Source organism: Micromonospora echinospora, from assembly GCF_014203425.1.
GTDB lineage: Bacteria > Actinomycetota > Actinomycetes > Mycobacteriales > Micromonosporaceae > Micromonospora > Micromonospora echinospora_A.
This window is the reverse complement of record NZ_JACHJC010000001.1, coordinates 6,648,633-6,669,682: the sequence shown is the minus strand read 5'-3', so window position 1 is coordinate 6,669,682 and position 21,050 is coordinate 6,648,633. Positions and strand designations below refer to the sequence as shown.

The 21,050-nt window shown below is 73.3% G+C and carries 18 protein-coding genes; 12 read left to right on the top strand and 6 right to left on the bottom strand.

Annotation, left to right across the window (positions count from 1 at the left end):
- Positions 1–987: an ABC transporter permease gene (locus tag FHU28_RS30000; RefSeq protein WP_073828804.1), complete on the top strand. Its 987-nt coding sequence runs from the start codon at positions 1–3 to the stop codon at positions 985–987.
- 107 nt (positions 988–1,094) lie between these two features.
- Complete coding sequence (locus FHU28_RS29995) at positions 1,095–2,840, top strand: ABC transporter substrate-binding protein (RefSeq protein ID WP_184688356.1); 1,746 nt, start codon at positions 1,095–1,097, stop codon at positions 2,838–2,840.
- Between the two features lie 63 nt (positions 2,841–2,903).
- Here FHU28_RS29995 and FHU28_RS29990 read toward each other — a convergent pair whose 3' ends face one another.
- The gene (locus FHU28_RS29990) at positions 2,904–5,048 is read right to left on the bottom strand and encodes a S9 family peptidase (RefSeq protein WP_184688353.1); all 2,145 of its coding nucleotides are present in this window, start codon (positions 5,046–5,048) and stop codon (positions 2,904–2,906) included.
- Between the two features lie 85 nt (positions 5,049–5,133).
- On the opposite strand from FHU28_RS29990, the gene mshB reads away from it, so the two are divergent.
- The 3 genes from mshB to FHU28_RS29975 all read left to right on the top strand — a co-directional run bounded on the left by mshB (position 5,134) and on the right by FHU28_RS29975 (position 7,098).
- Complete coding sequence (gene mshB, locus FHU28_RS29985) at positions 5,134–6,057, top strand: N-acetyl-1-D-myo-inositol-2-amino-2-deoxy-alpha-D-glucopyranoside deacetylase (protein ID WP_184688351.1); 924 nt, start codon at positions 5,134–5,136, stop codon at positions 6,055–6,057.
- Complete coding sequence (locus tag FHU28_RS29980; RefSeq protein ID WP_184688349.1) at positions 6,054–6,548, top strand: hypothetical protein; 495 nt, start codon at positions 6,054–6,056, stop codon at positions 6,546–6,548. Before mshB ends, FHU28_RS29980 begins: the two co-directional genes overlap by 4 nt.
- An 85-nt stretch (positions 6,549–6,633) precedes the next feature.
- Positions 6,634–7,098, top strand: a complete 465-nt coding sequence (locus FHU28_RS29975) for a hypothetical protein (protein ID WP_073828799.1) — start codon at positions 6,634–6,636, stop codon at positions 7,096–7,098.
- 15 nt (positions 7,099–7,113) lie between these two features.
- Here the strand turns inward: FHU28_RS29975 and FHU28_RS29970 are convergent, their stop codons facing one another.
- On the bottom strand, positions 7,114–8,076 hold the full coding sequence (locus FHU28_RS29970; RefSeq protein WP_184688347.1) for a GNAT family N-acetyltransferase: 963 nt from the start codon (positions 8,074–8,076) through the stop codon (positions 7,114–7,116).
- Positions 8,077–8,153: 77 nt separating this feature from the next.
- On the opposite strand from FHU28_RS29970, the gene fdxA reads away from it, so the two are divergent.
- Genes fdxA through FHU28_RS29945 form a run of 5 tightly spaced genes read left to right on the top strand, consistent with a single transcriptional unit; the run spans position 8,154 to position 11,895 of the window.
- On the top strand, positions 8,154–8,480 hold the full coding sequence (gene fdxA / locus FHU28_RS29965) for a ferredoxin (protein ID WP_007464872.1): 327 nt from the start codon (positions 8,154–8,156) through the stop codon (positions 8,478–8,480).
- The gene (dapC, locus tag FHU28_RS29960; RefSeq protein ID WP_311773713.1) at positions 8,477–9,586 is read left to right on the top strand and encodes a succinyldiaminopimelate transaminase; all 1,110 of its coding nucleotides are present in this window, start codon (positions 8,477–8,479) and stop codon (positions 9,584–9,586) included. Before fdxA ends, dapC begins: the two co-directional genes overlap by 4 nt.
- A gap of 1 nt (position 9,587) precedes the next feature.
- A complete protein-coding gene (locus FHU28_RS29955) occupies positions 9,588–10,604 on the top strand; it encodes a prephenate dehydrogenase (protein ID WP_184688345.1) in 1,017 nt (338 codons plus the stop codon).
- 5 nt (positions 10,605–10,609) lie between these two features.
- Positions 10,610–11,248, top strand: coding sequence for an SIMPL domain-containing protein (locus FHU28_RS29950; RefSeq protein ID WP_184688343.1), 639 nt, complete (start codon positions 10,610–10,612; stop codon positions 11,246–11,248).
- Positions 11,248–11,895 carry a nucleoside/nucleotide kinase family protein gene (locus tag FHU28_RS29945; protein WP_184688341.1) on the top strand — a complete coding sequence of 216 codons (648 nt, stop codon included), beginning with the start codon at positions 11,248–11,250 and terminating at the stop codon, positions 11,893–11,895. Before FHU28_RS29950 ends, FHU28_RS29945 begins: the two co-directional genes overlap by 1 nt.
- Positions 11,896–11,901: 6 nt before the next feature.
- On the opposite strand, the gene FHU28_RS29940 is transcribed toward FHU28_RS29945, so the two are convergent.
- Both FHU28_RS29940 and FHU28_RS29935 read right to left on the bottom strand, forming a co-directional pair.
- On the bottom strand, positions 11,902–14,487 hold the full coding sequence (locus tag FHU28_RS29940) for a hypothetical protein (RefSeq protein WP_184688339.1): 2,586 nt from the start codon (positions 14,485–14,487) through the stop codon (positions 11,902–11,904).
- Positions 14,488–14,569: 82 nt separating this feature from the next.
- Positions 14,570–15,136 (bottom strand): sugar O-acetyltransferase, encoded by a 567-nt coding sequence (locus FHU28_RS29935; protein ID WP_184688337.1) that lies wholly within the window; start codon positions 15,134–15,136, stop codon positions 14,570–14,572.
- Positions 15,137–15,312: 176 nt separating this feature from the next.
- On the opposite strand from FHU28_RS29935, the gene FHU28_RS29930 reads away from it, so the two are divergent.
- Positions 15,313–18,618 carry a S8 family serine peptidase gene (locus tag FHU28_RS29930; protein WP_376700885.1) on the top strand — a complete coding sequence of 1,102 codons (3,306 nt, stop codon included), beginning with the start codon at positions 15,313–15,315 and terminating at the stop codon, positions 18,616–18,618.
- Between the two features lie 56 nt (positions 18,619–18,674).
- Here FHU28_RS29930 and dapD read toward each other — a convergent pair whose 3' ends face one another.
- Positions 18,675–19,634, bottom strand: a complete 960-nt coding sequence (gene dapD, locus FHU28_RS29925; protein WP_184688334.1) for a 2,3,4,5-tetrahydropyridine-2,6-dicarboxylate N-succinyltransferase — start codon at positions 19,632–19,634, stop codon at positions 18,675–18,677.
- A gap of 104 nt (positions 19,635–19,738) precedes the next feature.
- On the opposite strand from dapD, the gene dapE reads away from it, so the two are divergent.
- Positions 19,739–20,812: a succinyl-diaminopimelate desuccinylase gene (gene dapE / locus FHU28_RS29920; protein WP_184688332.1), complete on the top strand. Its 1,074-nt coding sequence runs from the start codon at positions 19,739–19,741 to the stop codon at positions 20,810–20,812.
- A gap of 46 nt (positions 20,813–20,858) precedes the next feature.
- On the opposite strand, the gene FHU28_RS29915 is transcribed toward dapE, so the two are convergent.
- The gene (locus FHU28_RS29915; RefSeq protein ID WP_166457212.1) at positions 20,859–21,020 is read right to left on the bottom strand and encodes a hypothetical protein; all 162 of its coding nucleotides are present in this window, start codon (positions 21,018–21,020) and stop codon (positions 20,859–20,861) included.
- Positions 21,021–21,050 lie beyond the last annotated feature (30 nt).

Below are 21,050 nucleotides of genomic sequence, written 5' to 3'. Positions count from 1 at the left end.
ATGGTGCGGTTTCTGCTGAAGCGGCTGCTGCTCGCCGTCTCGGTGCTGCTGGCGGTGAGCATCGTCAGCTTCCTCATGTTCTTCGCGCTGCCCCGCGACCCGGTGACCGGCATGTGCCCGAAGAACTGCAACGCCGAGCGGCTGGAACGGGTGCGTACGGAACTGGGGCTCAACGACCCGAAGCCGACGCAGTACGTCAACTACATGAAGGGCATCTTCGTCGGCCGTGACCTGGGCAGCGCGCAGGGCGGCAAGTGCGAGGCGCCCTGCCTCGGCTACTCCTACGTCAACAGCGAGTCGGTGACCGACACGTTCGCCCGGGTGCTGCCGGTGACGCTGAACATCGTGCTCCCGGCGGCGGTGCTCTGGCTGGCGCTCGGGGTGGGACTCGGGATGATCTCGGCACTACGGCGGGGCTCGCTGCTCGACCGCATCTCGATCGGGTTGACGCTGACGTTCGCCTCGCTGCAGCTCTACTTCGTCGGCGCCGTGCTGCTGCTGGTCTTCGTGTACTCGCTGAAGATCCTGCCGACACCCCGCTACGTGCCGTTCCTGGAGAATCCGATCGAATGGGCGCGCGGCCTGGTGCTGGCGTGGGTGACGCTCGCGCTGCTCTTCTCCGCGATCTACGCCCGGCTGTCGCGGGCGCAGATGCTGGAGACGCTCTCCGAGGATTTCGTGCGGACCGCGCGGGCCAAGGGCGTGGCGAAACGCAATGTGTACGGACGGCACGCGCTGCGCGCGGCGATCACGCCGATCGTGACGATCGCCGGAATCGACGTCGGCGCGGCGCTGGGCGGCACTGTCATCACCGAGACGACGTTCGGCATCCAGGGGCTCGGGCGTACGGCGGTGGAGGCGGTGCGCCAGGGCGACCTGCCGACCATCATGGCCACCGTCCTGGTGTCGGCGCTGTTCGTGGTGGTGGCGAACATCGTTGTCGATCTGCTCTACGCGTTCATCGACCCGCGGGTGCGTCTGGGCTGATCCGGGCGTCGCCGGTGGTCGATCGTTGTGGCCCCGTTACCTGCTCGAAATTTACCGCGAGTGAAAGCTAAGCGAAGCTTTCCTTCATCGGACCCGAGGAGTTGAGTATGCGAGCAAGACTCGCCACCGCCGTGGGCGGCGCGATGGCACTGGTGGTCGCCCTCAGTGCGTGCAGCAAGAACACCGGCGACAACGGCGACACCGCGGACACGAACAAGCCCCGCAGCGGCGCCATCGCGACCGACCCGAAGGACTCGCTCGGCCCCGCGGCCGACGTGCCCGGCGCGGCCAAGGGCGGAACCTTCTACATCCTGCGCGAGAGCAAGATCTCCCACCTGGACCCGCAGCGGGTCTACTCGTTCGCCGGCCTGATGGGCAGCCAGCTCTACGCCCGGTTCCTCACCACCTTCAAGGACGACGGCAAGGGCAACGTCACGCTGGTCGGCGACCTGGCCGAGACGCCCGGCAAGAACGTGAACAACGACTGCAAGGTCTGGGAGTTCACGATCAAGGAGGGCGTCAAGTTCGAGGACGGCCGTCCGATCACCTCCAAGGAGATCGCGTACGGCATCGCCCGCTCGTTCGACCCGGACCTGACCGGCGGCCCCACCTACCTGCAGGAGTGGCTGGCCGACAGCCCGCAGTACGACACCAAGTGGGACTTCAAGAAGAACAAGACCTCGCTGCCGCCCGGCCTGACCACGCCGGACCCGCGCACGCTGCGCTTCGAGTTCAACAAGCCCCGCTGCGACCTGCCGTTCGCGGTGTCGCTGCCGGCCACCGCGCCGCTGCCGCCGGACAAGGACACCGGCGTCAACCTGGACAACATGCCGTTCTCGTCCGGGCCGTACCGGTTCACCAAGATCCAGCCCGGCGTGGAGATGGTGCTGGAGCGCAACACGAACTGGGACCCGGCCACCGACCCGGTGCGGCACGCGTACCCGGACAAGTTCGTCTGGGCGCTCGGCTCGGACAACACCACCCAGACCAACCGGGTCCTCGCCGGCACCGGCAACGACGCGGCGGCGGTCGCCACCGGCGGCGTACCGCCCGAGCTGATCGCGAAGGTGACCGGCGACCCGGCGCTCAAGGCGCGGATGATCGTCGCGGCGACGCCCAACGCGTACCGGCTGAGCATCAACACCACCCGGGTCACCGACCTGACCGTGCGGCAGGCGATCAACTACGCGATCGACCGCAGCAGCATCACCAAGAACCTCGGCGGACCGTACGGCGCGGTGCCGCTGACCACGCTGCTTCCCCCGACCACGCTCGGGTACAAGAACTTCGACGCGTACCCGGCCGGTGAGAGCGGCGACCCGGCGAAGGCGAAGGAGACGCTGGGCGGCAAGTCGGTGAACCTGGTGCTGGGCACCTCGGACGACACCGCCTCGCAGGAGACCGCCACCCAGGTCAAGAACGCGCTGGAGAAGGCCGGCTTCACGGTGACCGTCAAGCCGATCCCCGAGGACGGCTACCTCGACTTCGTGAAGAAGAAGAGCAACCCGTGGGACCTGTGGGTCGACTCGTGGGCGGCCGACTGGCCCAGCGGCGCCTCGATCCTGCCGGTGCTCTTCGACGGCCGCAGCCTCAAGGCCGAGGGCAACAGCAACACGTCCCAGCTCAACAACGAGGCGATCAACGCCGAGTTCGACCGGGTGCTGGCGCTGGACCCGGCCAAGCAGGCCGAGGAGTGGAGCAAGCTGGACGAGAAGCTGATGAAGGAGTCCGCGCCGGCGGTGCCGCTCTACAACGAGGTGGTCTCCGTGGCGCACGGCGAGAAGGCCGGTGGCATCTTCATCGGCAGCATCTTCGGCTGGCCCAGCTTCGTGAACGCGTACGTCAAGCAGTAGCCCGCAGCTGAGCTGTAAGGAAGGGCCCCTTCTTAACGCCAGGCGTTAAGAAGGGGCCCTTCCTTACAAGTAGCGGCGTAGGAAGTCCAGCTCCAGCCGGAGCAGGCGCTCGGACACCCCGCCCGCGGCCAGGTGGCTCGCCCCGGTCAGCGGCAGCACCGCGTGCGGGCGGCCGGTGGACAGCAGCGCCGCCGACAGCCGCAGCGTGTGCGCGGCCAGCACGTTGTCGTCGGCCAGGCCGTGCACCAGCAGCATCGGCCGGGCCTGCGCCGGGTCGCCGAGCGGCTCGGCGGCCAGCTCGACCAGCGAGTGGTGGGCGTAGACGTCCATGCCGTCGTCGGGCATGCCCAGGTAGCGCTCGCTGTACGCGGTGTCGTACAGCGCCCAGTCGGTGACCGGCGCGCCGACGATCGCGCACTTGAACAACTCCGGATGGCGCAGCACCGCCAGCCCGGCCAGCCAGCCGCCGAACGACCAGCCGCGCACCGCCACCCGTTCCAGGTCCAGGTCGGGGTGCTTGTCGGCGAGCGCGGTGAGCGCGTCCACCTGGTCGGTGAGGATCACGTCGGCGACCCGGCGGTGGATCGCCTTCTCGAACGAGGGCGCGATGCCGGGGGTGCCCCGGTTGTCGATGGTGACCACCGCGAAGCCCTGCTCGGCCCACCACTGCCGTTCCAGCCAGACGCTGCGGGCCGCGACGACCTCCTGGTGGCCGGGGCCGCCGTAGACGTCCAGCAGCACCGGAAGCCGGGTGCCCTTGACGTGCTCGGCCGGGTAGAGCACCGCGCTGGGCAGCCGCCGGTCGGTGACCCGGACCATCGTCGGCCGCGGCGCGTACGAGCAGGTGGCGGCCAGCGAGCGCAGCTCACCCACCTCGTGGTCGCCGTGCCACACCCGCCAGCGGACCCCGGGGTGCTCCAGCGACGCGACGCCCACCGCCAGCGTGGAGCCGCCGATCGCGGCCGTGTGCCAGCCGGGGTCGCTGCCCATCCGGCGGGCGTCCATGCCGCCGCCGATCGTGGTCCGCACCCGGTAGAGGTGGCGCTGGCTCGGCTCGCCCTCGCTCGCCTCCACCAGCAGGTCGGCGGTCGCGCTCGGGCCGTTCGGCAGCCGCCCGACCACCCGCCGCACGTACAGCGAGGGCGGGGTGAGCAGTGTGCCGTCGGCGAACAGGCAGCGTGCGTCGTACCCGTCGTGAGCCAGTTCGCCGCCGACCAGCACCCGCCCGTCGGGCAGGTGGGCCGGGGTGCCGGGGATCGGTTCCACCCAGCGCGGGTCGGCCAGCTCCGCGTGCACCTGCGTCTCCCCGGTGCGCGGGTCCACCGCCAGCACCAGGCCGTGCTGCTGTGAGCGGCGCAGCACGGTGATCAGCGGCCCACCGTCGGCCCAGTCCGCCGAGCTCAGGTAGGGGTAGGTCTCCCGGTCCCAGTGCACGTCGACCCAGCCGCCGTCGAGGTCGAGCAGGTGCAGGCTGACCTCCGCGTTCGGGCCACCCGCCACGGGGTACGCCAGCGACGTCGGCGGGCTCGCCGGGTCGGCCGGGTCGTGCAGGTACCAGCGTTCCAGCCGGGAGTCGTCGACCCGGGCGGCCAGCACGCTGCGCCCGTCCGGCGCCCACCAGTAGCCGCGGTAGCGGTGGAACTCCTCGGCGGCGATGTGCTCGGCCAGCCCCCAGGTCACGCCGCTGTCCTCACCGGCGAGCAGGTTGTCCGTACCGTCCGGCTCCACCACCCGCAGCTGGCCCCGGCGTACGCCCTCGGCGGCGTCGGTGACGTAGGCCAGCCGCTCGCCGGTCGGGTCGGGCCGGGGGTCGATCACCGGCCCGCCGGCGGCCACCTCGACCACGTCGCCGTGCACCAGGTCGGCCCGGAACAGTCGTCCGGCCAGCGCGAACGCGGCCACCCGGCCGGCCGCGTCCAGGGCGTACGAGCCGATGCCGCCGGAGCTGAGCCGCAGCCGCTCGCGCAGCGCCCGCTCACCGGGGGCCAGAGGGGCCGGATCGGCGTCCGTGCCAAGCAGCACCGCCGGATCGGCTACTAAGCGTTCCTCGCCGCTGTCGATGTCGAGCAGCCAGAGCGCGTCGGCCGGGTCCTCCGGTCCCGCGGAGCGCAGGAAGACGACCCGGGAGCCGTCGCCGGAGACGGCGACGGCGCGCGGCGCCCCGTGGCTGAACCGACGAGTACGGGCGGCCAGCTCGGGAAAGTCCACGCCTGCAGCGTAGGCGGGCGCCGGAGGTGATGTGGCCGACCTGCGCGGACGCATCACCGTCGAGCGGGCAGGACCGCCGGTTAGAGTGACGGGCGTGACGACGCTGCCCGACCGACGCCTTCTGCTGGTCCACGCGCATCCCGACGACGAGTCGATCGGCACCGGCGCGACGATGGCGCACTACGCCGCCACCGGCGCCCACGTCACGCTCGTCACCTGCACGCTGGGCGAGGAGGGCGAGATCCACGTCCCGGAGCTGGCTCAGCTCTGCGCGTCCGAGGCGGACCAGCTCGGCGGCTACCGGATCGGCGAGCTGGCCGACGCCTGCGCCGCGCTCGGCGTCACCGACCACCGGTTCCTCGGCGGCGCGGGCCGCTACCGCGACTCGGGCATGATGGGCATGGCCACCAACGAGCATCCGCGGGCGTTCTGGCAGGCCGACCTGGACGTCGCCGCCGGCCATCTGCTGGAGGTCATCCGCGAGGTCCGCCCCCAGGTGCTCGTCACGTACGACCCGCACGGCTTCTACGGCCACCCGGACCACATCCAGGCCCACCGGGTGGCGATGCGGGCGGTCGAGCTGGCCGCGGCCGAGGGGATCGCCCCGGCGAAGGTCTACTGGACGGCCATGCCGCGCAGCGTGCTCGACGTAGGGCTGGAGACGTTCACCGAGTCCTCGGACAACCCGTTCGCCGGCATCGAGAGCGCCGACGAGCTGCCGTTCGGCACGCCGGACGCGGAAATCGCGGCCCGGATCGACGGCACCGAGCAGCACGCCGCCAAGGAGGCGGCGATGCGGGCCCACGCCACGCAGATCCCGGCGAACTCCTGGCTCTACTCGATCGCCGGGAACTTCGGCGGCGAGTTCATGGGCGTCGAGTACTTCACGCTCGCGGTGGGCGAGAAGGGGCCGGGCCGCGGCCCGTACGGCTGGGAGGACGACCTCTTCGCCGGAATCGCCCTGGACGCCCCGGACCGGTCCCCGGTCGCGGCGGCCGGTGTCCGGTGACGCTGCCGGCCGTACCCGTGTCGACAGTTGCCGAGCAGCCGCCGGAGGCCGCGCCGCCGAGCCGGGCGGAGCGGACGCTCGACCGCGCGCTGCGGGTGACCGGCGGCGTGCTGACGGTCTGGGCCGGCGTGTTGCTCGCACTGCTCGAACTCATCTTCGCGACCTGGGCCTGGGAGCTGGTGCAGGGCCGCTCCGGCGCGGCGCAGGCGCTGGTCGGGGTGGGCGCGGTGGTCGTCGGCGTACCGGTGGTGGTGGCGGCGACGGTGCTGCTGGGCTCGTTCGCGCACCGCTCGACCGGCGGCCGCTGGGCGGTGGTGCTTGCCGCGCTGCCGTGGTTCCTGGTGATCGTGGCGGGCGGCGTCCGGACCGTCGAGGGTGATCTCGCGCTGGTCGGCGACAACGTGCTCGGCCTGGCGCTGATCGTGGCCGGCGCGGTCACGTTCGCCGTGGTCGGCTTCCGGCACCTGGTGACGCCGCCGCCTGGCCGATGAGGTGCTGACGCCACACAGGCGACGGTGGTAGACATTCCTGCCAGAGGCCCGCGGAGGAAGCGGGCGGTACGGCGGGAGGCGTGCGATGGGTCAGCGGTGGCGTGCGGTCGGCGTGCTGGCGGCCGCGTTGTTCGTGGTGAACGTGGTGGCCCGGCTGGTGACCAGATTCGCGTTCCCGGACGACGACGCCGCGTCCGACCGGGTCTCGCTGGTGATGTTCCTGGTGATCGGGCTGATCCTGGCGGGCGCCGCGTTCCGGTGGGGGGCCGACCGGCCGCTCGGCCGCCTGGCCGGTGACCTGGCCGCCGCGGTGGGGGTGGCGCTGGCGCTCACCGTGTTCGTCGGTCCGCTGGTGGTCGGGGAGAACCCGTTCGGCGGGGGCGCCGGTCTCTTCTTCGCGCAGATCTGGCTCTATCTCGCCGCCACCGCGGCCGGTGTGCTCGTCGGCTACCTGATCCTCACCGCGCTCGGCCGGGACTACCGGTCCCGCCAGCTCAAGCGGTACGCCGAGATGCGGCGTTCCCGGCCGCGCCGGATCGTCCGCCGCTGACCGCCGGCCCGCCGCTCAGGGGGCCGGGGCGACCCGGGTCAGGTAGGTGTGGTGGGTGGTGAACCCGAGCCTGCGATAGAGCTCGACCGCGCCGGTGTTGCTCTGCTCCACCTGCAGGAACGCGCGCGTTGCGCCCTCGGCCGCGCCCCAGCCGGCCAGGGCGCGGACGACCGCGACGGCGAATCCCCGCCGACGCGCCTCGGGCAGCACTTCGAGCAGGCTGACGCCGAGCCAGCGACCCTCGCCGGTCACCGTGCCCCGGCCGACCGCGAGCAGCCGGCCGTCGATCCGCAGCTCCGCGAAGCGGACCCGGTCGACGGCCGTGAGCACGTGTCGCGCGGCGTCCGGCAGGCCACCCTTGCGGCCGGCGGCGATCGCCAGCCAGTCGTCGGCGGGCGCGTCGGCGAGCGTGACCGGCGGCGGCTTGGTGGGGGCGGGGTCCGGCGCGGCCAGGGCGCGCAGCGGGACGGTCTGCACCAGCACCGGTGGCCGGGCCGTCCAGCCGCGCGCGTCCAGCTCGGCGCCGACCGGGGCGGCCAGCGGCAGCGGGGTGTTCACCAGGGCGGTGCCGCCGCGCTCGGCGTACCAGCGCTGCACGGCGTCCAGCGCGGCGGGCAGGGGACGGTCCGGGTCGCCGACCGGCAGTGCGCTGTTCGCCCGGCCGGTCCAGCCGTCGGCCCAGCGCAGCCGCCAGTCGCCGAGCCGTCCGCGTACCGGTGCGGGCCACGCCTCGTCGGCGGCCAGCTCCAGCGCGACCACGGCGGCGGCGGTGGGCCGGCGGGCCGGCGGCACCCGCTTGGCCCGGTGCACCTCGGCGACCGGTACGCGCAGCGGACCGGCGTCGGTGGAGAGGGTGATGTGGGTCTCGCTCAGCTCGACGAGCTCGCCGAGCGCGTCGGAGAACAGCGTGCGGCCCTCACGAATCCCCACAATCCGGCGGACCACGATCCGGTGTCCCACGTCCTGCTGTCGGAGCACGATCGACCCCCTCCCCGGCGAGATACTAGGCTCTTACCGTTGCGGTGATCGCGACGAGTCTGCGGAGGAGAAGACCGGTGACCTACATCATCGCCGAGCCGTGCGTGGATGTGCTCGACAAGGCATGCATCGAGGAGTGCCCGGTCGACTGCATCTACGAGGGCAACCGGATGCTCTACATCCACCCCGACGAGTGCGTCGACTGTGGTGCCTGCGAGCCGGTCTGCCCGGTCGAAGCGATCTTCTACGAGGACGACGTCCCGGAGCAGTGGAAGGACTACACCGGGGCCAACTACGAGTTCTTCGAGGACCTGGGCTCGCCCGGTGGCGCCTCGAAGATCGGCAAGGTGGAGAAGGACGCCACCTTCGTCGCCGCGCAGCCGCCGCGCGGCGAGGGCCACTGAACCGGCCCACGCCGGTCTCGGCGCGGCTGCCCGACTTCACCTGGGACACCCTGGACGCCGCGGCCACCACGGCCGCGGCGCACCCGGGCGGTCTCATCAACCTGTCGATGGGCACGCCGGTCGACCCGGTGCCACAGCTGATCCGGCAGGCGCTGGCCGACGCGTCGAACGCGCCGGGTTACCCGCTGACCGCCGGCACCGCCGTCCTGCGGGACGCGATCAGGGCCTGGGTCGCGCGGGCCTGTGGCGCGGGCGTCGACGGGCTCGGCGTGCTGCCCACGATCGGCTCCAAGGAGCTGGTGGCCTGGCTGCCCACGCTGCTCGGGCTCGGCCCCGGCGACGTGGTCGTGGTGCCGTCGGTGGCCTACCCGACGTACGAGGACGGGGCTCGGCTGGTCGGCGCGACCACCGTACGCACCGACTCGCTGACCGCGCTGGGCCCGGATCCCCGGGTGCGGCTGGTCTGGGTCAACTCGCCGGGTAATCCGACCGGCCGGGTGCTGCCCACCGCCCACCTGCGCAAGGTGGTCGAGTGGGCGCGTGAGCGCGGGGCCGTGGTCGCCAGCGACGAGTGCTACCTGCCGCTGGGCTGGGACGCCGAACCCGTCTCGGTGCTCTCGCCCGAGGTGTGCGGCGGCTCGTACGACGGCGTGCTGGCGGTGCACTCGCTGTCCAAGCGCTCGAACCTGGCCGGGTACCGGGCCGGTTTCGTCGCCGGTGACCCGGCGCTGGTGGCCGAGCTGCTCAAGATCCGCAAGCACGCGGGCCTGATCGTGCCGGCCCCGGTGCAGGCCGCGATGGTGGCCGCGCTCGGCGATCAGGAGCACGCCGACGCCCAGCGGGAGCGCTACCGGGTCCGGCGGGAGAAGCTGTGGGCCGCGTTCACCGGAGCCGGCTTCACGGTCGAGCACTCGGAGGCCGGCCTCTACCTCTGGCTGACCCGGGACGAGGACTGCTGGGACACCGTGGACTGGCTGGCCCGCCGGGGCATCCTGGTCGCGGCCGGGGTCTTCTACGGCCCGGCCGGCGCCCGGCACGTCCGGGTGGCGCTCACCGAGTCCGACGAGCGTGTCGACGCGGTGGCCGGGCGGCTCGCCGAGTTCTGACATGGCGGGCGAGCTGGCACGGGCGGCGGTGCTCGGCACCGGGCTGATCGGCGGTTCGGTGCTGCTCCGGCTGCGCGACGCCGGGCTCGACGTCACCGGCTGGGACCCGGACCCGGCGATCCGCGGTCGGGTACGCGAACGGGGCGTCGTGGTGGCCGACACGGTCGAGGACGCGGCGGCCGGGCGGGACGTGGTGTTCCTCTGCGGCCCGCTGCCCACGTTGCCGGCGACGCTGACCCGGGTCGCCGCCGTCACCGACGACACGTGCGTGCTCACCGACGTGGGCAGCGTCAAGGCCGAGGTGAGCACCGCCGCCACCGTGCAGGGGCTCGGTCACCGGTTCGTGCCGGGCCACCCGATGGCCGGGGCCGACCGGGCCGGACCGGACGCGGCCGACCCGGATCTGCTCGCCGGCGCCGCCTGGGTGCTCTGCCCGGGGCCGACCGGGCTGGACGCCTTCCGACGGCTGGCCGCGCTGCTCGTGGACGTCTTCCACGCCCGGGTGGTGCCGATGTCCGCCCCGGAGCACGACGGAGCGGCGGCGCTCGCCTCGCATGTGCCGCACGTGCTCGCCGGGGCGCTGGCCGGCACCGTGCACCGGTCGGCGCTGCGGGACGCGGTGCTGACGCTCGCCGCCGGAAGCTTCTCCGACGGCACCCGGGTCGCCGGCGGGCCGCCCGAACGGACCGCGAACATGCTGCTCGGGAACCGGGACCGCGTACTCGCCGAGCTGGACGCGCTCGGCGTCTTCCTGGGCGAGCTGACCGAGGCGCTGCGCGCCGGCGACGCCGCCACGCTGGCCGACCGGCTCGCCGAGGGGCGGCAGACCCGGTCCACGCTGCGGGCGCGCGAGTTCACCGCGCACCGGCGGGAGTTCCTGCGCGCCGCCGACCATGTCGGCGAGCTGGCGTACCTGCGGGAGCTGGGCGCCGCGGGCGGCCACCTGACCGAGGTACGCGAGGCGCGCGGCGCGGTCACCTACACGGGGCACCTGCCGGCCACCCCGCCGTTAGGCTGATCGGCATGGCGGACGCACCGGTCGTGGCGGTACGCGGTGAGGCGTACCGGGAGGTGGCGCCCGAGCTGGCGCGGTTCACTGTGACGGCGACGGCCCGGGACCGGGATCGTGAGACCACGCTGACCCGGCTGGCCGAACGGGCCGCCGCGGTGCGGGCGCTGCTCGATGCGGCGGAGCCGGCCGTGGAGCGGCGGGAGACCGGCCAGGTCCACGTCTGGCCGGTGACTAAGCGCTCCGGCGACCGGGTGGTGGCCTACCAGGGCAGCGTGAGCACCACAGTCACGACGAGCGACTTCACCGCGCTCGGCGAGCTGATGCTCCGCCTGGCCGATCAGGAGCAGGTCGAGGTGGCCGGCCCGGTGTGGTCGCTGCGGCCGGACAGCCCGGCCTACCGGGAGGCGCGGCAGGCCGCGATCGCGGACGCGCTGATCCGGGCCCGGGAGTACGCCGAGGCGCTCGGCGCCCGGGTGACAGCGCTGCGGGAGCTGGCCGACACCGGGCTGAGCGCGTCCCCGCCGATGATGGTCAAGGCGGCGTACGCGCGCTCCGGCGAGCAGCCGGAGCTGGAGCTGGACCCGGCGCCGCAGCCGGTGCAGGCGGCGGTCGAGGCGCGGTTCACCATCAGCGAGCCGGTGCTGGACTGATGCCGCCGGCACAGGTGCTCCCGTTCGACGAGCTGGTCGCCCGGGCGCGGACGCTGGCCGGGGCGGGCCCGCGGCAGTTGCTCGGCATCGCGGGCGCGCCGGGGGCGGGCAAGTCGACGCTCGCCCAGCGGGTGGTGGCCGCGCTCGGCCCGGTCGCCCGGCTGGTCCCGATGGACGGCTTCCACCTGGCCGGGACGGCGTTGGAGCGGCTCGGCCGGGCGGGGCGCAAGGGCGCGCCGGACACGTTCGACGTCAACGGCTTCGCCTCGATGCTGCGCCGGTTGCGCCGGCTCGAACCGACGTCGGTGTGGACGCCGGAGTTCCGCCGTGACCTGGAGGAGCCGGTCGCCGGGGCGATCGAGGTCCCGCCCGAGGCGCGCCTGGTGGTCACCGAGGGCAACTACCTGCTGCTGCGGGACGACCCGTGGGAGGAGGTGCGGACGCTCCTGCACGAGGTGTGGTTCCTCGACCTGGACGCGGAGGTGCGGGTGCGCCGGCTCACCGCGCGGCACGAGGCGTACGGGAAGTCGCCGGAGCAGGCCCGCGCCTGGGCGCTGGGCAGCGACGAGGAGAACGCCCGGCTGGTCGCGGCCACGGCGGTGCACGCCGACCTGGTGGTACGCCTGGCCGACCCGGCACCGGAGTGACGCGCGTCAGCCGGCCCGCTGCCGGGGCGAGGGCACGGTGCGGCGCAGCAGCCGGGCCACCACGGCGCGCTCGCGGGTGAACTCCGCCGCCTCCGGGTAGCCGCTGTGGCTGCGGATGGGCGGGTCGGCCACCTCGCCGCCGGTCGGGTGCAGCGCCTCCGGGTCCACCACCGGTACGTCCCGCTGCCCGGCACTGACCTGCCAGCCGAGCGGGTCCGTGTCCCGCCAGAAGTTCGTCCAGGCCACGTGGCCGCCGGGCCAGGTGAGCGCGCCGGCCAGCGTACGTAGCCGCTCCGGTCCGAAGTAGGACGGGAAGACCCGCCCGTAGAGCCGGGTGAGCTGGCAGCCGTAGGAGAAGAACCAGGTGCGCATCCGCCACCGGCGGGGCAGTTGCAGCAGCACTGCGGCGCAGATGACTGTGCCCTGGCTGTGCCCGGAGAGGATGACGCCGTCCATCCGGTCGCTGTGGTGCGGCGGCAGCGCCAGCAGGCCCGCGACCCGGGTCTGGAGTTCCGGTACGGCGCGCTCGGCATAGCTGGGCGGGGCGAGCGGGTGCGCGGCCCGGGGCCAGAACGTGCAAACGTCCCAGATCACGCCGACCGAGCGGCGTACCGAGTCGGTGCGGTAGACCAGCAGCCCGAGCGCCGCCATCACCACCGGCAGCCAGCCGAGGATGGCGTCCCCCCGTTCGGCGGTCCAGTGGATCGCGGTCTGCCAGCCGGACGGGGACAGCGGGCTCGGCCGTTCGCCGGAGAGCGCGGCGGCGCAGCAGAGCGTGACCAGGATCGCGCAGAACGCGGCGTAGCAGCCCATCAGCCGGACCGCGTGCTCGCCGACCAGCCGGTGCAGCGCCCGGTACGTGCTGACGTCGCGGCAGCGTCGCCGGTCGTGCGCGGACAGGCGGGGGTTGGCGGTGAGCCGGGCGTACTCCACCAGGCGCAGGCGGTGCAGCAGGACCGCGACCCGGATCAGCAGCCCGATCAGCGCGAGCAGGCCGACCGCGCAGGCCAGCCCGGCCCAGAAGACGGCGAGCGGCGGAACCACCCGGCTCGGGCCGCTCGGCTCGGCCGACGCGTCCAGCCGGTCGCTGACCCAGTAGAGCAGTCCGGCGCAGTAGGCCACCGCTATCATCCAGCCGAAACCGGCGATGACCGCCGGGGCGCACCCCCGCCAGGCGAGATCGGTGTACGCGCCGAGCGGCTGGGTCGGCACCGCCGGGCGCAGGCGGGGCAGGAGCAGTCCGGCGCCGGCCAGCGCGGCGACCGGGCCGACGAGCATCCAGGTGTGCAGCGCGTCCGGCGCGTCGGGCAGGCCGGGCATTCCTCGTTCGATCCAGGTCGCGCCCAGCGGCAGCAGCAGCGCCCCGCCGGCGGGACCGGCCAGTGCCCGCCGGCCGGAGCGGTTCGCCGCCGCGATGGCCGCCAGCAGCAGCACCTGGTAGGCGACGAGCCAGGCGGTGGCGGTGTCGTACCCGGGCAGTGACCGGTCGGCACGGCAGCCGGCGGCCTCCGGCTGCTCCGCGCACCCGACCGGTGGCCGGTACGTCGACAGCGGTTCGCCGGCCGGGCCTTCGGGCACCAGCAGCAGGACGAACGTGCCGACCAGGCCGAGCGTGGTGAGCGCCGCGACCGCAGCGCTCCACCGGCCGAGCGGGGTCGCGCCCTGGCGCCGGCTCAACCAGGGCCGGGCCACTGCGACCACGGCGATCGCCACCACGGCGGCGAGCAGCGCGACGGTCGGCCAGGCGACAGCGGCCCGCAGGCCGCGCGGCGGATCCATGATCAGGACCGCGGCGACGGGTACGGCGGCGGCGGTGACCGCCCCGGTGCACAGGTGCAGCACCGCGGCTCGGCGTAGTTGCCCTTCCCCGTTCCAGAACGTCGGGTCCTGGAGCGGGTTCTCCGGCGGTTCGCGCGGCTCGGGTCGTTCGGCCGGCTCGCCGTTCTCCGGGACGGGCGCGTGGTGGTGCGGGTCGGCGGGCATCTGTGCCTCGTACTGGTAGGTGCGGAAGGCGACGAGTCCGATCGCGGCCAGCACGAGCAGCGGCAGCAGCAGCCCGAGCGCGAGCGTCCGGGTGCCCTGCCGCCACCAGGGGTCGCCGAGGAACTCCCACGGACCGGGAAGTCGGCCGAGGCAGTCCGCCTCGACGCACTGCCAGCCGATCAGGTCCACGCCGACACCGGTGACGGTCATGGCGAGCGTGCAGGTCAGGCTCAGGCAGAACAGGCGGATGAGCCAGGCGGTGATGCCGGACCGGCTGGCCCAGCGTTCCTGGTCCGGGTCCGGCGGGATGCTCGCGCGGGCGTGCAGCGCGACGTTCGCCAGCGCGAAAGGGAGCATCAGCGTCCAGAGCGCCCGTTCCACGTCCCGCCGGGTCCGCGCGCCGGAGGTCAGCTGCCCCCAGCTGTACGCCTCGACGATGATCGGGTCGTCCCGGCCGGCCGTGGTGGACCGGTAGAAGCCGGTCACCTGACCGCCGGCGACAAGTGCTGGTTGCCCACCGTCACCGTTCGCGCCGGCCCTCAGGCCGAGCAGCTGATCCGGCGGTGTGTTGGAGACTCCGTGCACCCGCAGTTCGAGGACCCGTTCCATAGCGCCTCCCGGTAAACGCTCTACTACTCAGAGTGCATGCCGGTTTCGGGATACGCATCCGCTGGAACGGTGTTTATGCAGCTCAGGATGGTTTGGTCAGGCTCCTGATCGGACGAGCGGGGTTACCCACCGCCACGACATTGGCCGGCAGGTCGCGGGTTACCACCGCGCCGGCGCCCACCACCGTGTTCTCGCCGATGGCCACCCCGGCCAGGACGATCACTCCTCCGCCGAGCCAGGCGTTGTCACCGATGGTGATCGGCTGTGCGGATTCCCACTTGGCTCGGCGTGCCTCCGGTTCGACCGGGTGGGTGGCGGTGAGCAGCTGCACGTTCGGTCCGATCTGGACGTCGGCGCCGATGGTGATGCGGGCGACGTCGAGGAGGACCGCGTTGAAGTTGACGAACGTACGCGGGCCGATGTGCGTCTGGTATCCGTAGTCGCAGTGCAGCGGCGGCCGGACCCAGGCGTCCTCGCCGAGCGAGCCGAGCAGTTCGCGCAGCGCGGCGAGGCGGCCCACCGGGTCGTCGGCGGAGCTGCGGTTGAAGCGTTCGCTGAGCCGGGCCGCGCGCTCCAGGTCGGCGATGATCGCGGGATCGTCGGCGATGTACTGCTCGCCCGCCAGCATCCGGTCCTTCATGGAGGTCATCGCTCGATCGTCCCGGCCCGGTCGGGAGCGTGGTGGCGGTTCCGTCGGATCAGCGACTTCCCGATGCATACGCGGTATGTAATGCTGATACCCGCATCGATGTGTCCTTCATCGATGAAACGTTCGACGAAGGAGGAAGGTTGCTCCGGAATCGCAGAAAACTGGCCGCGCTGGGCATGGCCCTGGCGCTGGCGCTCGGTCTGCCCGTGCCCGCGCAGGCCGCCGCGCCCACCGGCCCGTCCGCGCTCACCGGTCCGTCCGACCGGGCCGGCAGCCGCGCGACCACCGTCACCCTGATCACCGGGGACCGGGTCACCGTCGCCGCCGGAGGCCGCGCCGCGGTACGCCCCGGCGCCGGCCGTACCGGCATCGAGTTCATGGTCCGCCGCGAGCGCGGCCGCCTCACCGTACTGCCGCAGGACGCGCTCCCGCTGGTCCGCTCCGGCAAGCTCGACCGGCGGCTGTTCGACGTCACCGGGCTGATCGAGGCCGGCTACGACGACGCGCGGCGCGACACCGTACCGCTGCTCGTGTCGTACCGGCCGGGGGCGAACCGGCGGACGGCGGCCCCGCTCGCCGGCGTCCGGGTGACCCGCGACCTGCCGGCGATCACCGGCGCGGCGGTCGTCGCGTCCAAGAGCGACACCGGCGCGCTCTGGAACGCGGTCAGCGCCGACCGTTCCGGCGCCCGGCTCGACGCGGCGGGGGGTGTCGAGCGGATCTGGCTCGACGGCCGGCGGCGGGTGACGCTCGACCACAGCGTGCCGCAGATCGGCGCGCCGACCGCCTGGGCCGCCGGCTGGACCGGCAAGGGCGTCCGGGTCGCGGTGCTCGACACCGGCGTCGACCTCACCCACCCGGACCTGGCGGGCAAGGTCGCCGAGTCGCGCAACTTCACCGAGGAGACGAACCCGGACGACATCGTCGGGCACGGCACCCACGTGGCCTCGACCATCGCCGGCAGCGGGGCCGCCTCCGGCGGGAAGTACCGGGGCGTCGCGCCGGACGCCACGCTGCTGTCCGGAAAGGTGTGCGAGATCTACGGCTGCACCGACTCGGCCATCCTGGCCGGCATGCAGTGGGCCGCCGCCGAGCAGCACGCCGCGGTGGTCAACATGAGCCTCAGCGGCGGCGACTCCCCGGAGGTGGACCCGCTGGAGGAGGCGATCGGGACGCTCACCGAGCAGCACGGGACGCTCTTCGTGGTCGCCGCCGGCAACGACGGCGCCGACGGCTCGGTCGGCTCGCCGGGCACCGCCGACGCCGCGCTCGCGGTCGGCGCGGTGGACCGCGACGACGCGCTCGCCGACTTCTCCAGCCGCGGCCCCCGGGTCGGCGACGGAGCGATCAAGCCGGACATCACCGCGCCCGGCGTGGAGATCGTGGCCGCCCGGGCGGCGCACGGCGAGATCGGCGACCCGGTGGGCGACAAGTACGCCTCGCTGTCCGGCACGTCGATGGCCACGCCGCACGTGGCCGGCGCGGTCGCGCTCCTCGCCCAGCAGCACCCCGGCTGGACGCCTGCCCGCTACAAGGCGACGCTGATGGCCTCGGCGAAGCCGCACCCGGAGCAGACCGCGTTCCAGCAGGGCGCCGGCCGGGTCGACCTCGCTCGCGCGATCACCCAGCAGGTGACCAGCGACCCGCCTTCCGTCTCGTTCGGCCTGGCGACCTGGCCGCACACCGACGACCAGCCGATCAGCCGGACGGTCACCTACCGCAACGGCGGAAACGCCCCGCTCACGGTGGACCTGAGCACCGAGTTCACCGGTCCGGGCGGGCGGTCCGCGCCGGCCGGCATGCTCACCCTCAGTGCCTCCCGGCTCACCGTCCCGGCGGGCGGCAGCGCCCAGGTGACAGTGGTCGTGGACACCCGGCTCGGTGGCGCCGACGGCTACTGGACCGGCCGCCTGGTCGCCCGCGCCGGCGACGCGGTGACGGTGACCCCGCTCGCTGTCGACCGCGAGGTGGAGAGCTACGACCTGACGGTGACGCACCGCAACCGCTCCGGCGCCCTGACCGGTGACTACTTCACGAGCCTGCTCGGGCTCGACGACGCCAGCTACCGCGACGTGTACGACGCCGACGGCGAGGCCCGGCTGCGGGTGCCCAAGGGCCGGTACGGCGTGCAGAGCCTGATCTTCCAGGCCGGCGAGCAGGGCTGGTCGGAAGTCACCTTCCTCGCCCAGCCGGAGCTGGTGGTGACCGGGAACCAGCGGCTCACGCTGGACGCGCGGGCGGGGAAGCCGATCCGTACCACGGTGCCGCAGCGCGGCGCGGTGCCGCTGCTGATCGACCTCACCGCGGCCTGGAAGCTCGACGACTTCCAAGCCAGCTTCGGGCTCTGGGCCGACACGTTCGACGGCCTCTACTCGGCCCAGGTCGGCCGCAACGTCTCCGGCAACCTCTTCGTCGGCGCGGTCGCGAGCCAGTGGACCGAGGCGAGGGCGCCCGAGCGCAGCCCGTACTTCTACGGCCTGAACGAGCTGTTCCCGGGCCGGTTCCCGACCGGTTTCGTCCGGCACTACCGGCCCGCCGATCTGGCCACCGTCACGAGCCGGTTCGCCGCCGGCTACACCGGGATGGAGAACGAACGGGCCGTGTACCCGGAGTCCGACTACGACATCGGCGGCTCGGCGATCGTCCTGCCGGTCCAGGTGCCCGGTAAGCGGATCGAGCACCTCTCCACCGCCAAGACCCGCTGGAGCGCCGAGCTGGACTTCGGTGAGCGGGACGAGGACGGCTGGTTGGAGCCGCGGGCGGTGCTGCGGTCCGGGCCCACCCGCTACCGGGCCGGGCACACCTACACCGAGGAGTGGAACAAGGGCCCCTTCGGCCCGTCGTTCCCGCAGCCGCGCTGGCCGGAGCAGAGCATCACCCGTACCGGCGACAACCTCGTGGTCTCGCTGCCGGTGCACAGCGACGCGGCCGGCCACCCGGGCGGCTCGCTCAACGACACCGAGCAGACCCGGCTCTACCGCAACGGCAAGCTGCTCGCCGAGTCGCCCTACCCGGGCTACGGCGAGTTCACAGTGCCGCCGGGCGCGGCCAACTACCGGCTGGAGACCACCGCGACGCGCGGCTTCACCGACCTGAGCACCGAGGTCTCGGCGAGCTGGACGTTCCGCTCCAAGCGGGTGCCGGGCGACGTGCCGGCCCGGCTGCCGGCCATGGCGGTCCGGTTCACCCCGCCGCTCGCGGTGGACAGCTCGGCCCCGGCGGGCCGGACGTTCACCGTGCCGGTGGCGGTGCAGCGCCAGCCCGGCGCGCCGTCCGGCCGGGTCGTCGCGCTGACCGTCGACGTCTCCTACGACGGCGGGAAGACCTGGCGCAAGGCGACCCTCAAGAAGCAGGGCGGGGCGTGGACGGCCACCGTCCGGCACCCGGCCGGCCCGGGGTACGCGTCGCTGCGGGCCACCGCCCGTGACGACGCCGGCAACACCGTGACCCAGCGGATCATCCAGGCGTACCGCCTGCGGTGAGCCGGCCGTCCGGGTCCGCGCGGCGACGCCGTCGCGGACCCGGACGGGGGTGCGGCTCAGTCGTTGGCGTGCAGCGCGGCGTTGAGCGTGATGCCCTGGCCGGTGCGGGGCTTCGCCTCCAGCGCGCCGGTCACCGAGTTGCGCCAGAACAGCAGCCCGTCGACGCCGGACAGCTCGCGGGCCTTGACCACCCGGCCGTCCGGCAGCGTGACCTTGGAGCCGGCGGTGACGTAGCAGCCCGCCTCCACCACGCAGTCGTCACCGAGCGAGATGCCGATGCCGGCGTTCGCGCCGATCAGGCTCCGCTCACCGATGCGCACCTTCTCGGTGCCGCCCCCCGAGAGCGTGCCCATGATCGAGGCCCCCGCCCCGACGTCGGAGCCGTCGCCGACCACCACGCCCTGCACGATGCGGCCCTCGACCATCGAGGTGCCCAGCGTGCCGGCGTTGAAGTTGCAGAAGCCCTCGTGCATCACGGTGGTGCCGGAGGACAGGTACGCGCCGAGCCGGACCCGGTCCGCGTCGGCGATCCGCACCCCCGACGGCACCACGTAGTCGGTCATCCGGGGGAACTTGTCCACCCCGTACACGGACAGGTGGCGGCCGGCGGCCCGCTCGATGACGCGCAGCTCGTCCACCCGCTCCGGCGGGCACGGCCCGGCCGAGGTCCAGGCCACGTTCGCCAGCTTGCCGAAGATGCCGTCGAGGTTCAGCTCGTTGGGCCGCACCAGGCGGTGGGAGAGCAGGTGCAACCGCAGGTACGCGTCGGCGGCGTCCTTGATCGGGTCGTCCAGCGAACCGATCACCGTGGTCACCTCGACGGTGCGCAGGCCGGGCAGCGCACGCGCGCCGATCGCGCCCGGCGGCAGGTCGAGCACGTCGGCCTGGTCCTCGCCGGGCACCAGCGGCAGCTCGCCCAGGCCCAGCTTGCCGGTCGGGTACCAGGTGTCGAGCACCTGGTCCTCGGCGGTGACGGTGGCCAGGCCGATGCCCCAGGCGGATGGTGCGGACGTCACGATGTCACCTTTCGTTCCGGCAACGGCGTCCGCCGCTGCTCGCGGCCGCGGGCCTCGCCGAACGTGTTCCCTGGCCCGCCGAGGTTGACGGTACCGTGCGAGACATGCAGAACCCGTTGACCCCCGAGGTCCTGGCCGATCCGGTGGCGCTGACCCGCGCCCTGGTCGACATCGAGTCGGTCTCCCTCAACGAGAAGGCGATCGCCGACTGCGTCGAGGAGGTGCTGCTCCGTGTGCCGCACCTGGCCACCTATCGGCACCAGAACACCGTCATGGCCCGTACCGACCTGGGCCGGGCACAGCGTGTGGTGCTCGCCGGCCATCTGGACACCGTCCCGCTCAACGGCAACTTCCCCTCGACCATGCGCGGCGACCTGATGTACGGCTGCGGCACCTCCGACATGAAGTCCGGCGTGGCGTTCGCGCTGCACCTGGCGGTCACGCTGCCCGACCCGCGCTACGACGTCACGTACTTCTTCTACGAGGCCGAGGAGATCGAGTCGAAGTACAACGGCCTCACCCTGGTCGCGCAGAGCCACCCGGAGTGGCTGGAGGCCGACTTCGCGGTGCTGCTGGAGCCGACGTACGGGATCGTCGAGGCGGGCTGCCAGGGCACCATGCGGGCGGTGATCACGACGCACGGGGAGCGGGCCCACGCGGCGCGCTCCTGGCACGGGGTGAACGCCATCCACGGCGCGAGCGAGGTGCTGCGGCGGCTGACCACGTACGAGGCGCGCCGGGTGACGATCGAGGGCTGCGACTACCGCGAGGGCCTCAACGCGGTACGGATCACCGGTGGGGTGGCCGGCAACGTCATCCCCGACCGGTGCGAGATCGAGATCAACTACCGGTACGCCCCGGACCGCGACCCGGCGGGCGCCGAGGCGCACCTGCGCGAGGTCTTCGCCGGCTTCGACCTGGCGGTCACCGACGCGGCGGCCGGCGCGCCACCCGGGCTGGACAACCCGGCGGCGCAGGAGTTCCTGGCGGCGGTCGGCGCCGCTCCGATCGGCAAGCTGGGCTGGACGGACGTGGCGCGGTTCGCGGCCATGGGCATCCCGGCGCTGAACTTCGGCCCCGGCGACCCGAACCTGGCGCACCACAAGGACGAGCACGTCGAACTGACCAAGATCCGGGACGGTGCGGCCACCCTGCACCGCTGGCTCGCCCCGGCCTGACGCGCCGCGATCCGGGGCCCGCACCCGCCTGGCGGGCCCCGGATCGTCAGACGCTCGTCGTCAGGGGCGCATCCGCCTCGCCGGTCTCGCCGGTGAGGTCGGTGCGGTGGGTCTCCATCATCCGGGCGCGGCGGCGCTCGGCCACCACGTCGCGGATCCGCCGCTGCATCTGACGGCGGATCCGGATCATCTCGCTGTTACTGATCAACGCTGGCTCCTCCCCCGAAGGCGCGTCGCC

Coding starts and splice junctions, on each gene's coding strand:
- FHU28_RS29930 (WP_376700885.1), top strand. CDS start 15,313: ATGGCCCTGGCGCTGGCGCTCGGTCTGCCCGTGCCCGCGCAGGCCGCC.
- FHU28_RS29940 (WP_184688339.1), bottom strand. CDS start 14,487: ATGGAACGGGTCCTCGAACTGCGGGTGCACGGAGTCTCCAACACACCG.
- FHU28_RS29995 (WP_184688356.1), top strand. CDS start 1,095: ATGCGAGCAAGACTCGCCACCGCCGTGGGCGGCGCGATGGCACTGGTG.
- dapE (WP_184688332.1), top strand. CDS start 19,739: ATGCAGAACCCGTTGACCCCCGAGGTCCTGGCCGATCCGGTGGCGCTG.
- FHU28_RS29935 (WP_184688337.1), bottom strand. CDS start 15,136: ATGACCTCCATGAAGGACCGGATGCTGGCGGGCGAGCAGTACATCGCC.
- FHU28_RS29955 (WP_184688345.1), top strand. CDS start 9,588: ATGGCGGGCGAGCTGGCACGGGCGGCGGTGCTCGGCACCGGGCTGATC.
- FHU28_RS29945 (WP_184688341.1), top strand. CDS start 11,248: ATGCCGCCGGCACAGGTGCTCCCGTTCGACGAGCTGGTCGCCCGGGCG.
- FHU28_RS29950 (WP_184688343.1), top strand. CDS start 10,610: ATGGCGGACGCACCGGTCGTGGCGGTACGCGGTGAGGCGTACCGGGAG.
- FHU28_RS29975 (WP_073828799.1), top strand. CDS start 6,634: ATGGGTCAGCGGTGGCGTGCGGTCGGCGTGCTGGCGGCCGCGTTGTTC.
- FHU28_RS30000 (WP_073828804.1), top strand. CDS start 1: ATGGTGCGGTTTCTGCTGAAGCGGCTGCTGCTCGCCGTCTCGGTGCTG.